8 protein-coding genes, 9 tRNA genes and 4 rRNA genes (1 of these 21 running past the window's edge) are annotated in these 13,030 nt (G+C 49.8%); all 21 read left to right on the forward strand.

Annotated features, from left to right (window positions below; all coding sequences use genetic code 11):
* Positions 1-3: 3 nt before the first annotated feature.
* Positions 4-591 carry an aminodeoxychorismate/anthranilate synthase component II gene (gene pabA, locus MY7_RS18335; RefSeq protein WP_007409944.1) on the forward strand — a complete coding sequence of 196 codons (588 nt, stop codon included), beginning with the start codon at positions 4-6 and terminating at the stop codon, positions 589-591.
* On the forward strand, positions 588-1,472 hold the full coding sequence (gene pabC / locus MY7_RS18340; RefSeq protein ID WP_007615210.1) for an aminodeoxychorismate lyase: 885 nt from the start codon (positions 588-590) through the stop codon (positions 1,470-1,472). The genes pabA and pabC overlap by 4 nt, the downstream gene beginning before the upstream one ends.
* Positions 1,453-2,310: a dihydropteroate synthase gene (gene folP / locus MY7_RS18345; protein ID WP_007615212.1), complete on the forward strand. Its 858-nt coding sequence runs from the start codon at positions 1,453-1,455 to the stop codon at positions 2,308-2,310. Before pabC ends, folP begins: the two co-directional genes overlap by 20 nt.
* The gene (gene folB / locus MY7_RS18350; RefSeq protein ID WP_003150671.1) at positions 2,303-2,665 is read left to right on the forward strand and encodes a dihydroneopterin aldolase; all 363 of its coding nucleotides are present in this window, start codon (positions 2,303-2,305) and stop codon (positions 2,663-2,665) included. The genes folP and folB overlap by 8 nt, the downstream gene beginning before the upstream one ends.
* A complete protein-coding gene (gene folK, locus MY7_RS18355) occupies positions 2,662-3,165 on the forward strand; it encodes a 2-amino-4-hydroxy-6-hydroxymethyldihydropteridine diphosphokinase (RefSeq protein WP_007615214.1) in 504 nt (167 codons plus the stop codon). The genes folB and folK overlap by 4 nt, the downstream gene beginning before the upstream one ends.
* Positions 3,117-3,326, forward strand: a complete 210-nt coding sequence (locus MY7_RS18360) for a helix-turn-helix domain-containing protein (RefSeq protein WP_003150668.1) — start codon at positions 3,117-3,119, stop codon at positions 3,324-3,326. Before folK ends, MY7_RS18360 begins: the two co-directional genes overlap by 49 nt.
* Before the next feature lie 24 nt (positions 3,327-3,350).
* On the forward strand, positions 3,351-4,352 hold the full coding sequence (gene dusB, locus MY7_RS18365; protein WP_007409948.1) for a tRNA dihydrouridine synthase DusB: 1,002 nt from the start codon (positions 3,351-3,353) through the stop codon (positions 4,350-4,352).
* Positions 4,353-4,441: 89 nt separating this feature from the next.
* Positions 4,442-5,941 carry a lysine--tRNA ligase gene (lysS, locus tag MY7_RS18370; protein ID WP_007615216.1) on the forward strand — a complete coding sequence of 500 codons (1,500 nt, stop codon included), beginning with the start codon at positions 4,442-4,444 and terminating at the stop codon, positions 5,939-5,941.
* A 328-nt stretch (positions 5,942-6,269) separates the two neighbouring features.
* Positions 6,270-7,819: ribosomal RNA gene (locus tag MY7_RS18375) — 16S ribosomal RNA — on the forward strand.
* 175 nt (positions 7,820-7,994) lie between these two features.
* Positions 7,995-10,924 (forward strand): 23S ribosomal RNA (locus MY7_RS18380).
* A gap of 50 nt (positions 10,925-10,974) precedes the next feature.
* Positions 10,975-11,090, forward strand: a 5S ribosomal RNA gene (gene rrf, locus MY7_RS18385).
* Positions 11,091-11,113: 23 nt separating this feature from the next.
* Positions 11,114-11,189, forward strand: a tRNA-Val gene (locus tag MY7_RS18390).
* A 5-nt stretch (positions 11,190-11,194) separates the two neighbouring features.
* A tRNA-Thr gene (locus tag MY7_RS18395) sits at positions 11,195-11,270 on the forward strand.
* A gap of 36 nt (positions 11,271-11,306) precedes the next feature.
* Positions 11,307-11,382, forward strand: a tRNA-Lys gene (locus tag MY7_RS18400).
* A 6-nt stretch (positions 11,383-11,388) separates the two neighbouring features.
* Positions 11,389-11,470, forward strand: a tRNA-Leu gene (locus MY7_RS18405).
* A 24-nt stretch (positions 11,471-11,494) separates the two neighbouring features.
* Positions 11,495-11,569, forward strand: a tRNA-Gly gene (locus tag MY7_RS18410).
* A 14-nt stretch (positions 11,570-11,583) separates the two neighbouring features.
* Positions 11,584-11,669 (forward strand) — tRNA-Leu (locus MY7_RS18415).
* 10 nt (positions 11,670-11,679) lie between these two features.
* Positions 11,680-11,756, forward strand: a tRNA-Arg gene (locus tag MY7_RS18420).
* Between the two features lie 16 nt (positions 11,757-11,772).
* Positions 11,773-11,849 (forward strand) — tRNA-Pro (locus MY7_RS18425).
* Positions 11,850-11,853: 4 nt separating this feature from the next.
* Positions 11,854-11,929, forward strand: a tRNA-Ala gene (locus MY7_RS18430).
* 165 nt (positions 11,930-12,094) lie between these two features.
* Positions 12,095-13,030: ribosomal RNA gene (locus MY7_RS18435) — 16S ribosomal RNA — on the forward strand (it continues 614 nt past the right edge of the window).
* The 16S, 23S and 5S rRNA genes sit together here with 9 tRNA genes alongside, the layout of an rRNA operon.

The raw sequence follows: 13,030 nt of genomic DNA on the forward strand, positions 1-13,030 counted from the left end.
GAGATGATTTTAATGATTGACAATTATGATTCATTTACGTACAACTTGGTTCAATATTTGGGTGAGCTCGGGGAGGAACTGATCGTCAGACGGAATGACGAGATTACGATTGAGCAGATTGAAGAGCTGGGTCCGGACTTCTTAATGATTTCACCCGGGCCGTGCAGTCCTGATGAAGCGGGGATCAGCCTCGAAGCCATCAAACATTTTGCCGGCAGTATTCCTATTTTCGGCGTATGTCTCGGGCATCAGTCGATTGCGCAAGTATTCGGCGGCGACGTCGTCAGAGCAGAACGGCTCATGCACGGCAAAACGTCAGAAGTTATGCATGACGGACAGACGATTTTTAAAGGCCTGCAAAATCCGCTGGTCGCCACCCGGTATCATTCACTTATTGTCAAAGCGGACACGCTGCCGGATTGTTTTACGGTATCCGCTCAAACCAAAGAAGGAGAAATTATGGCAATCCGCCATAATGAGCTGCCTGTTGAAGGTGTTCAGTTCCATCCGGAATCCATCATGACCTCCTTCGGCAAAGAGATGCTTAGAAACTTTATAGAGACACACCGCAAAAAGGAAGTGACGGTGTGATTATATATTTGAATGGTCAATATATAGAGGAGAAAGAAGCGGCGCTTTCTCCTTTTGACCATGGTTATCTGTACGGGATCGGCGCGTTCGAGACGTTCAGGCTTTACAGCGGCCGGCCGTTTCTGCCGGATGCGCATGTCGCCAGGCTCAACAGGGCGCTTCGGGATCTGCAGATTGCATATGAGGTGAACAAACAGGAGCTGCTTGATATGCTTCGGAGACTGTTGCTCCTCAATGACATCAAGGACGGCAGCGCGCGTGTCCGGCTTAACATCTCGGCAGGCGTCAGCGATAAAGGATTTGCCGCGCAGACTTATGAAAAGCCGACCGTCCTTTGTTTCGTCAACCGGCTCAATCCGGAAACTCTGCCTGTTCAAAAAGAAGGCAGGCTTCTCTCTATCAGGAGAAATACGCCTGAAGGATATTTCCGGTTAAAATCCCATCACTATTTAAACAACATGTATGCTAAACGGGAGATCGGGAATGATCCCAATCTTGAAGGCATTTTCCTGACCGGAGAAGGAGATGTCGCGGAAGGCATTGTCTCCAACGTGTTTTGGCGAAAAGGAGACAAGGTCTTTACGCCATCCTTGGATACAGGAATTCTCGATGGTGTAACAAGACAGTTTGTCATTGATGAATTGAAACGGCAGGGGACAGAAGTCACTGAAGGCCGATTCCGTTTTCAATCAATGCTTGAAGCGGATGAAGCATGGTTGACAAATTCTGTGCTCGAAATCATCCCGTTTTCTAAAATAGAGGAAGTTCCGCTGCCCGGAGTGAGCGGAAAAACGGTGCAATTGCTCCGTAAGCATTATCAGCAGGAAATAAACAAAATGAATGTACAGGAGGAGGAACAAAATGGCGCAGCAAACAATTGAACAGCCTAAACTGATTCATACAAAAAAAGGCGCTCTGTCCTATAAAGAGAAGACGCTCATTATGGGGATATTAAATGTAACGCCAGACTCCTTCTCTGACGGCGGTAAATACGACAGTACGGAAAGGGCGCTTCTGCATGCGGCGAAGATGGCTGAAGAAGGGGCGCATATCATAGATATCGGCGGCGAATCGACAAGGCCCGGCGCATCACTCGTGTCGGCTGATGAGGAAATGTCACGAGTCATCCCCGTCATAGAACGAATTACAAGCGAGCTGGACATTCCGCTTTCAATCGATACGTACAAAGCGTCCGTGGCAGACGAAGCGGTCAAAGCGGGAGCCTCTATCCTTAATGACATCTGGGGGGCGAAAGGTGACCCTGACATGGCGTCAGTAGCCGCCGCACACGGGGTTCCGATTATCTTAATGCATAATCGCATGGAAAGAAACTACAACGATCTTATTCCTGATATGCTTGCAGACTTGATGGAAAGCGTAAAAATTGCCGCAGAAGCCGGCGTCACAGATGAAAACATGATTCTGGATCCGGGGATCGGCTTTGCGAAAAACTATGAGGACAATCTGGCTGTCATGAACAAGCTGGAGGTGTTCAGCGGTTTAGGTTATCCGCTGCTCCTGGCGACATCGAGAAAAAGGTTCATCGGCCGTGTGCTTGACCTTCCCCCTGAAGAACGTGCCGAGGGAACGGGAGCGACAGTATGCCTTGGCGTCCAGAAAGGCTGCGACATTGTGAGGGTGCACGATGTCAAAGAGATCGCAAGAATGACTAAGATGATGGATGCTATGTTGAACAAAGGAGGCGTACATTATGGATAAAGTATATGTGGAAGGTATGGAGTTTTACGGATATCACGGCGTGTTCGAAGAAGAAAACAAACTCGGCCAGCGCTTCAAAGTAGACCTGACTGCCGAACTGGATTTGAGCAAAGCGGGAAAAACGGATGACCTTTCTTATACCATTAACTATGCGGAATTGTACAGTGTCTGCCGCGGCATCGTTGAGGGCGAGCCCGTTAATTTGGTCGAGACCCTTGCGGAACGGATCGCAGACACCGTCCTTGAGAAATTTGAGCCGGTGCAGCAATGTACGGTAAAGGTTGTTAAGCCTGACCCGCCGATTCCCGGCCATTATAAATCAGTAGCCATAGAAATGACGAGAAAGAAATCATGAACAATACGGCATATATCGGCCTCGGTTCCAATATGGGCGACCGTGAACATTATTTGCGTCAGGCAGTGGCCATGCTCAGCCGCCATCATGGCGTGACGGTGTCAAAGGTGTCCTCCATATATGAAACAGATCCCGTCGGCTATGAGGATCAAGATCAGTTTCTCAATATGGCGGTTGAAGTGAAAACGTCGTTATCTCCTTTTGAACTTCTTGATGTAACGCAGAGCATTGAATCTGAATTAGGCAGAACGAGAGAGATTCGCTGGGGACCGCGGACGGCAGACCTTGACATTTTGCTGTATAATCGTGAAAATATTGAAACAGAGCGGCTGATTGTTCCGCATCCGAGAATGTATGAGCGCTTATTTGTCCTTGCGCCGTTAAAAGAAATATGTCCGCAGGCGGATCATATCACGGTAAGCGCTGAAACAAACCAAGAAGGTGTAAGAGTATGGAAGCAGAAATCTGGGGTAGACGAATTCGTGCATTCAGAAAGCTGAAAGGTTATACTCAAGAAGGATTTGCAAAAGCATTAGGTATATCAGTTTCTATTGTCGGTGAAATTGAACGCGGAAACCGATTGCCGTCAGATGCCATCATTCAAGATGCGGCAGATGTTTTAAATATAAGTGCGGACGAATTGGCCCCGCCTGAAAAATAGACAAATAATGAAAGGAGGGGAAAAATGTTTAAAATCGGTGATATTCAATTGAAAAATCGGGTCGTGCTTGCCCCTATGGCCGGTGTCTGTAACTCAGCGTTCAGATTGACTGTAAAGGAATTCGGAGCCGGATTGGTATGCGCTGAAATGGTCAGTGACAAAGCGATTCTTTACAACAACGCCAGAACAATGGGGATGCTTTACATTGATGAACGTGAAAAACCGCTCAGTCTTCAGATTTTTGGAGGGAAAAAGGAAACCCTTGTAGAAGCGGCGAAATTTGTAGATCAAAACACGACTGCTGATATTATTGATATTAACATGGGATGTCCCGTACCCAAGATTACAAAATGTGATGCGGGCGCCAAATGGCTTCTCGATCCTGATAAGATTTATGAAATGGTATCCGCAGTAGTAGATGCTGTTGATAAGCCGGTTACAGTGAAGATGAGAATGGGTTGGGATGAAGAGCACATCTATGCGGTGAAAAATGCCCAAGCCGTTGAACGTGCCGGCGGAAAAGCCGTTGCCCTGCACGGCCGCACAAGAGTGCAAATGTATGAAGGCACTGCGAACTGGGATATCATTAAAGAAGTGAAGCAATCCGTCTCCATTCCCGTCATCGGAAACGGTGATGTCAAAACGCCTCAGGACGCGAAACGTATGCTTGAGGAAACAGGAGTTGACGGCGTCATGATCGGCCGGGCCGCACTCGGCAACCCGTGGATGATTTACCGTACGGTGCACTACCTTGAAACCGGTGAGTTAAAAGACGAACCGAAAGTCCGTGAAAAAATGTCGGTATGCAAACTGCACTTAGACCGCCTGATTAAGTTAAAAGGCGAAAATGTGGCAGTCAGAGAAATGAGAAAACACGCTGCCTGGTACCTGAAAGGTGTCAGAGGCAATGCGAATGTACGCAACGAAATTAACCAATGTGAGACGCGTGAAGAAGTTGTGCAGCTTTTAGATGCATTTACCGCCGAAGCAGAGGCAAAAGAGCTTCAAGATGCAAAAGTAGGTTAATATACACCCTCTATTGCTGCTCACTGCCAGCTTACCGCTGGCAGTTTTTCTGCTTTTTCGTGAAAACAAAATGTAACGGAGTGATACCAATGAGTCAAGAAGAGCAAAATCATGAGGAATTGAACGACCAGCTGCAAGTCAGACGAGATAAAATGAACCAGCTGAGAGAAAACGGCATTGACCCTTTCGGCGAACGTTTCGAGAGAACGCATCAATCTCAACAGATCATTGACGCCTACCAGGAGCTTTCTAAAGAAGAACTGGAAGAAAAAGCGATCGAAGTGACCATTGCAGGCCGTATGATGACAAAGCGCGGAAAAGGGAAAGCCGGATTTGCGCATCTGCAGGACTTAGAAGGTCAAATTCAAATTTACGTAAGAAAAGACAGTGTCGGCGAAGAACAATATGAAATCTTTAAATCTTCAGACCTCGGAGACGTTATCGGCATCACGGGGAAAGTTTTCAAAACAAACGTAGGCGAGCTTTCTGTCAAAGCGACATCTTTTGAACTGCTGACAAAAGCACTGCGTCCTCTTCCTGATAAATATCATGGGTTAAAAGACGTTGAACAGCGTTACCGCCAGCGCTATCTCGATCTCATCGTAAACCCTGACAGCAAACAAACGTTTATCACACGCAGCAAAATCATCCAAGCGATGAGAAGATACTTAGATGACCATGGATACTTAGAAGTTGAAACACCTACGATGCACAGCATACCGGGAGGAGCGTCTGCACGCCCGTTCATCACGCACCATAACGCGCTCGACATGCCTCTTTATATGCGTATTGCGATTGAACTGCACCTGAAACGCCTGATTGTCGGCGGATTGGAAAAAGTCTACGAAATCGGCCGTGTGTTCCGTAATGAAGGTGTTTCTACACGCCATAACCCTGAATTCACGATGATCGAGCTGTATGAAGCGTACGCCGATTATAAAGATATTATGAGCCTTACGGAAAACCTCGTTGCACATATTGCGCAGGAAGTGCTTGGAAGCACCACAATCCAGTACGGCGAAGAGCAGATTGATCTGAAACCTGAATGGAAACGACTCCACATGGTAGATGCGGTCAAAGAAGCGACAGGTGTAGATTTCTGGAATGAGATGACTGTTGAAGAAGCGCGCGGTCATGCAAAAGAGCACGGTGTCGAGATCACAAACTCAATGACGGTGGGTCATATCATCAATGAATTCTTCGAACAAAAAATTGAAGAAACACTCATTCAGCCTACATTTATTTACGGCCACCCTGTAGAGATTTCTCCTCTTGCTAAGAAAAATCCGGAGGACCCTCGCTTTACAGACCGTTTTGAGCTGTTTATCGTCGGCCGTGAGCACGCTAATGCGTTTACGGAGCTGAATGACCCTATTGACCAGAGGGAACGCTTTGAAGCGCAATTAAAAGAAAGAGAAGAAGGAAACGATGAAGCGCATATGATGGATGAAGACTTCGTTGAAGCTCTTGAATACGGCATGCCGCCGACCGGGGGATTGGGTATCGGTATCGACCGCCTTGTCATGCTGTTAACAAATGCTCCGTCTATCAGAGACGTTTTATTATTCCCTCAAATGAGACAACGCTAATAAAAGGGAAGGCGCCGTTTCTGCTTATCGCAGTACGGCGCTTTTTTAGAAACAAGCCGCTCGTAAAACTTTTTTGATTTTCTTTTAAAAAACTATTGCACTATTATTTGTGAGGTGGTATATTATTATTCGTTGCCGCTAAACAAGGCGCTGACGAAAAAAAGAAATTTAAAAAGTTGTTGACTTCAAGAGATTGATAAGATATAATAATAAAGTCGCTTGAACGAAAGGCAAAATGATCTTTGAAAACTAAACAAGACAAAACGTACCTGTTAATTCAAAGTTTTAAATAAATCGCACAGTGATGTGCGTAGTCAGTCAAACTACTTTATCGGAGAGTTTGATCCTGGCTCAGGACGAACGCTGGCGGCGTGCCTAATACATGCAAGTCGAGCGGACAGATGGGAGCTTGCTCCCTGATGTTAGCGGCGGACGGGTGAGTAACACGTGGGTAACCTACCTGTAAGACTGGGATAACTCCGGGAAACCGGGGCTAATACCGGATGGTTGTTTGAACCGCATGGTTCAGACATAAAAGGTGGCTTCGGCTACCACTTACAGATGGACCCGCGGCGCATTAGCTAGTTGGTGAGGTAACGGCTCACCAAGGCGACGATGCGTAGCCGACCTGAGAGGGTGATCGGCCACACTGGGACTGAGACACGGCCCAGACTCCTACGGGAGGCAGCAGTAGGGAATCTTCCGCAATGGACGAAAGTCTGACGGAGCAACGCCGCGTGAGTGATGAAGGTTTTCGGATCGTAAAGCTCTGTTGTTAGGGAAGAACAAGTGCCGTTCAAATAGGGCGGCACCTTGACGGTACCTAACCAGAAAGCCACGGCTAACTACGTGCCAGCAGCCGCGGTAATACGTAGGTGGCAAGCGTTGTCCGGAATTATTGGGCGTAAAGGGCTCGCAGGCGGTTTCTTAAGTCTGATGTGAAAGCCCCCGGCTCAACCGGGGAGGGTCATTGGAAACTGGGGAACTTGAGTGCAGAAGAGGAGAGTGGAATTCCACGTGTAGCGGTGAAATGCGTAGAGATGTGGAGGAACACCAGTGGCGAAGGCGACTCTCTGGTCTGTAACTGACGCTGAGGAGCGAAAGCGTGGGGAGCGAACAGGATTAGATACCCTGGTAGTCCACGCCGTAAACGATGAGTGCTAAGTGTTAGGGGGTTTCCGCCCCTTAGTGCTGCAGCTAACGCATTAAGCACTCCGCCTGGGGAGTACGGTCGCAAGACTGAAACTCAAAGGAATTGACGGGGGCCCGCACAAGCGGTGGAGCATGTGGTTTAATTCGAAGCAACGCGAAGAACCTTACCAGGTCTTGACATCCTCTGACAATCCTAGAGATAGGACGTCCCCTTCGGGGGCAGAGTGACAGGTGGTGCATGGTTGTCGTCAGCTCGTGTCGTGAGATGTTGGGTTAAGTCCCGCAACGAGCGCAACCCTTGATCTTAGTTGCCAGCATTCAGTTGGGCACTCTAAGGTGACTGCCGGTGACAAACCGGAGGAAGGTGGGGATGACGTCAAATCATCATGCCCCTTATGACCTGGGCTACACACGTGCTACAATGGACAGAACAAAGGGCAGCGAAACCGCGAGGTTAAGCCAATCCCACAAATCTGTTCTCAGTTCGGATCGCAGTCTGCAACTCGACTGCGTGAAGCTGGAATCGCTAGTAATCGCGGATCAGCATGCCGCGGTGAATACGTTCCCGGGCCTTGTACACACCGCCCGTCACACCACGAGAGTTTGTAACACCCGAAGTCGGTGAGGTAACCTTTTAGGAGCCAGCCGCCGAAGGTGGGACAGATGATTGGGGTGAAGTCGTAACAAGGTAGCCGTATCGGAAGGTGCGGCTGGATCACCTCCTTTCTAAGGATTTTAACGGAATATAAGACCTTGGGTCTTATAAACAGAACGTTCCCTGTCTTGTTTAGTTTTGAAGGATCATTCGATTCTTCGAGATGTTGTTCTTTGAAAACTAGATAACAGAAGTAATTCACATTCAATTAGTAATGCAAGATATCACGTAGTGATTCTTTTTAACGGTTAAGTTAGAAAGGGCGCACGGTGGATGCCTTGGCACTAGGAGCCGATGAAGGACGGGACGAACACCGATATGCTTCGGGGAGCTGTAAGCAAGCTTTGATCCGGAGATTTCCGAATGGGGAAACCCACCACTCGTAATGGAGTGGTATCCATATCTGAATACATAGGATATGAGAAGGCAGACCCGGGGAACTGAAACATCTAAGTACCCGGAGGAAGAGAAAGCAAATGCGATTCCCTGAGTAGCGGCGAGCGAAACGGGACCAGCCCAAACCAAGAGGCTTGCCTCTTGGGGTTGTAGGACACTCTGTACGGAGTTACAAAGGAACGAGGTAGATGAAGAGGTCTGGAAAGGCCCGCCATAGAAGGTAACAGCCCTGTAGTCAAAACTTCGTTCTCTCCTGAGTGGATCCTGAGTACGGCGGAACACGTGAAATTCCGTCGGAATCCGGGAGGACCATCTCCCAAGGCTAAATACTCCCTAGTGACCGATAGTGAACCAGTACCGTGAGGGAAAGGTGAAAAGCACCCCGGAAGGGGAGTGAAAGAGATCCTGAAACCGTGTGCCTACAAGTAGTCAGAGCCCGTTAACGGGTGATGGCGTGCCTTTTGTAGAATGAACCGGCGAGTTACGATCCCGTGCAAGGTTAAGCAGAAGATGCGGAGCCGCAGCGAAAGCGAGTCTGAATAGGGCGAATTGAGTACGTGGTCGTAGACCCGAAACCAGGTGATCTACCCATGTCCAGGGTGAAGTTCAGGTAACACTGAATGGAGGCCCGAACCCACGCACGTTGAAAAGTGCGGGGATGAGGTGTGGGTAGGGGTGAAATGCCAATCGAACCTGGAGATAGCTGGTTCTCTCCGAAATAGCTTTAGGGCTAGCCTCAAGGTAAGAGTCTCGGAGGTAGAGCACTGATTGGACTAGGGGCCCCTACCGGGTTACCGAATTCAGTCAAACTCCGAATGCCGATGACTTATCCTTGGGAGTCAGACTGCGAGTGATAAGATCCGTAGTCGAAAGGGAAACAGCCCAGACCGCCAGCTAAGGTCCCAAAGTATACGTTAAGTGGAAAAGGATGTGGAGTTGCTTAGACAACCAGGATGTTGGCTTAGAAGCAGCCACCATTTAAAGAGTGCGTAATAGCTCACTGGTCGAGTGACTCTGCGCCGAAAATGTACCGGGGCTAAACGTATCACCGAAGCTGCGGACTGTTCTTCGAACAGTGGTAGGAGAGCGTTCTAAGGGCTGTGAAGCAAGACCGGAAGGACTTGTGGAGCGCTTAGAAGTGAGAATGCCGGTATGAGTAGCGAAAGAGGGGTGAGAATCCCCTCCACCGAATGCCTAAGGTTTCCTGAGGAAGGCTCGTCCGCTCAGGGTTAGTCGGGACCTAAGCCGAGGCCGAAAGGCGTAGGCGATGGATAACAGGTTGATATTCCTGTACCACCTCCTCACCATTTGAGCAATGGGGGGACGCAGGAGGATAGGGTAAGCGCGGTATTGGATATCCGCGTCCAAGCAGTTAGGCTGGGAAATAGGCAAATCCGTTTCCCGTGAAGGCTGAGCTGTGATGGCGAGCGAATTATAGTAGCGAAGTTCCTGATTCCACACTGCCAAGAAAAGCCTCTAGCGAGGTGAGAGGTGCCCGTACCGCAAACCGACACAGGTAGGCGAGGAGAGAATCCTAAGGTGATCGAGAGAACTCTCGTTAAGGAACTCGGCAAAATGACCCCGTAACTTCGGGAGAAGGGGTGCTCTGTTAGGGTGCAAGCCCGAGAGAGCCGCAGTGAATAGGCCCAGGCGACTGTTTAGCAAAAACACAGGTCTCTGCGAAGCCGTAAGGCGAAGTATAGGGGCTGACGCCTGCCCGGTGCTGGAAGGTTAAGAGGAGCGCTTAGCGTAAGCGAAGGTGCGAATTGAAGCCCCAGTAAACGGCGGCCGTAACTATAACGGTCCTAAGGTAGCGAAATTCCTTGTCGGGTAAGTTCCGACCCGCACGAAAGGCGCAACGATCTGGGCACTGTCTCAACGAGAGACTCGGTGAAATTATAGTACCTGTGAAGATGCAGGTTACCCGCGACAGGACGGAAAGACCCCGTGGAGCTTTACTGCAGCCTGATATTGAATGTTGGTACAGCTTGTACAGGATAGGTAGGAGCCTTGGAAACCGGAGCGCCAGCTTCGGTGGAGGCATCGGTGGGATACTACCCTGGCTGTATTGACCTTCTAACCCGCCGCCCTTATCGGGCGGGGAGACAGTGTCAGGTGGGCAGTTTGACTGGGGCGGTCGCCTCCTAAAAGGTAACGGAGGCGCCCAAAGGTTCCCTCAGAATGGTTGGAAATCATTCGCAGAGTGTAAAGGCACAAGGGAGCTTGACTGCGAGACCTACAAGTCGAGCAGGGACGAAAGTCGGGCTTAGTGATCCGGTGGTTCCGCATGGAAGGGCCATCGCTCAACGGATAAAAGCTACCCCGGGGATAACAGGCTTATCTCCCCCAAGAGTCCACATCGACGGGGAGGTTTGGCACCTCGATGTCGGCTCATCGCATCCTGGGGCTGTAGTCGGTCCCAAGGGTTGGGCTGTTCGCCCATTAAAGCGGTACGCGAGCTGGGTTCAGAACGTCGTGAGACAGTTCGGTCCCTATCCGTCGCGGGCGCAGGAAATTTGAGAGGAGCTGTCCTTAGTACGAGAGGACCGGGATGGACGCACCGCTGGTGTACCAGTTGTTCTGCCAAGGGCATCGCTGGGTAGCTATGTGCGGACGGGATAAGTGCTGAAAGCATCTAAGCATGAAGCCCCCCTCAAGATGAGATTTCCCATTCCGCAAGGAAGTAAGATCCCTGAAAGATGATCAGGTTGATAGGTCTGAGGTGGAAGTGTGGCGACACATGGAGCTGACAGATACTAATCGATCGAGGACTTAACCAATTTGAATGTATGCTTACTGTTATCTAGTTTTGAGAGAACACTCTCAATGGTTTGGTGGCGATAGCGAAGAGGTCACACCCGTTCCCATGCCGAACACGGAAGTTAAGCTCTTCAGCGCCGATGGTAGTCGGGGGTTTCCCCCTGTGAGAGTAGGACGCCGCCAAGCTATTACACGTAAGTGTAATATATGGAGGATTAGCTCAGCTGGGAGAGCATCTGCCTTACAAGCAGAGGGTCGGCGGTTCGAGCCCGTCATCCTCCACCATATTTGCCGGCCTAGCTCAATTGGTAGAGCAACTGACTTGTAATCAGTAGGTTGGGGGTTCAAGTCCTCTGGCCGGCACCATTTTTGGACAAGATAATAACATAAGTCTTTTAAAAAGAGCCATTAGCTCAGTTGGTAGAGCATCTGACTTTTAATCAGAGGGTCGAAGGTTCGAGTCCTTCATGGCTCACCATGTTACGCGGGTGTGGCGGAATTGGCAGACGCGCTAGACTTAGGATCTAGTGTCTTATGACGTGGGGGTTCAAGTCCCTTCACCCGCATTATACAGGATAGTTATCCTGTATGCGGAAGTAGTTCAGTGGTAGAACACCACCTTGCCAAGGTGGGGGTCGCGGGTTCGAATCCCGTCTTCCGCTCCAACTATACCATCCACGCCGGGGTGGTGGAATTGGCAGACACACAGGACTTAAAATCCTGCGGTAGGTGACTACCGTGCCGGTTCAAGTCCGGCCCTCGGCATTATTGTTATGCGCCCGTAGCTCAATTGGATAGAGCGTTTGACTACGGATCAAAAGGTTAGGGGTTCGACTCCTCTCGGGCGCGCCATAATATTTTTAAAAATCGGGAAGTAGCTCAGCTTGGTAGAGCACATGGTTTGGGACCATGGGGTCGCAGGTTCGAATCCTGTCTTCCCGACCACTTCGGGGCCTTAGCTCAGCTGGGAGAGCGCCTGCTTTGCACGCAGGAGGTCAGCGGTTCGATCCCGCTAGGCTCCACCATTTATAAAAAATATGTTGACTTTAAAAGAAACTTATTATACACTTAAAAAGTTGCTTGAGAAAGTGAACAAAATGATCTTTGAAAACTAAACAAGACAAAACGTACCTGTTAATTCAAAGTTTTAAATAAATCGCACAGCGATGTGCGTAGTCAGTCAAACTACTTTATCGGAGAGTTTGATCCTGGCTCAGGACGAACGCTGGCGGCGTGCCTAATACATGCAAGTCGAGCGGACAGATGGGAGCTTGCTCCCTGATGTTAGCGGCGGACGGGTGAGTAACACGTGGGTAACCTGCCTGTAAGACTGGGATAACTCCGGGAAACCGGGGCTAATACCGGATGGTTGTTTGAACCGCATGGTTCAGACATAAAAGGTGGCTTCGGCTACCACTTACAGATGGACCCGCGGCGCATTAGCTAGTTGGTGAGGTAACGGCTCACCAAGGCGACGATGCGTAGCCGACCTGAGAGGGTGATCGGCCACACTGGGACTGAGACACGGCCCAGACTCCTACGGGAGGCAGCAGTAGGGAATCTTCCGCAATGGACGAAAGTCTGACGGAGCAACGCCGCGTGAGTGATGAAGGTTTTCGGATCGTAAAGCTCTGTTGTTAGGGAAGAACAAGTGCCGTTCAAATAGGGCGGCACCTTGACGGTACCTAACCAGAAAGCCACGGCTAACTACGTGCCAGCAGCCGCGGTAATACGTAGGTGGCAAGCGTTGTCCGGAATTATTGGGCGTAAAGGGCTCGCAGGCGGTTTCTTAAGTCTGATGTGAAAGCCCCCGGCTCAACCGGGGAGGGTCATTGGAAACTGGGGAACTTGAGTGCAGAAGAGGAGAGTGGAATTCCACGTGTAGCGGTGAAATGCGTAGAGATGTGGAGGAACACCAGTGGCGAAGGCGACTCTCTGGTCTGTAACTGACGCTGAGGAGCGAAAGCGTGGGGAGCGAACAGGATTAGATACCCTGGTAGTCCACGCCGTAAACGATGAGTGCTAAGTGTTAGGGGGTTTCCGCCCCTTAGTGCTGCAGCTAACGCATTAAGCACTCCGCCTGGGGAGTACGGTCGCAAGACTGAAACTCAAAGGAATTGACGGGG

It is taken from the genome of Bacillus sp. 5B6 (genome assembly GCF_000259405.1).
GTDB lineage: Bacteria > Bacillota > Bacilli > Bacillales > Bacillaceae > Bacillus > Bacillus velezensis.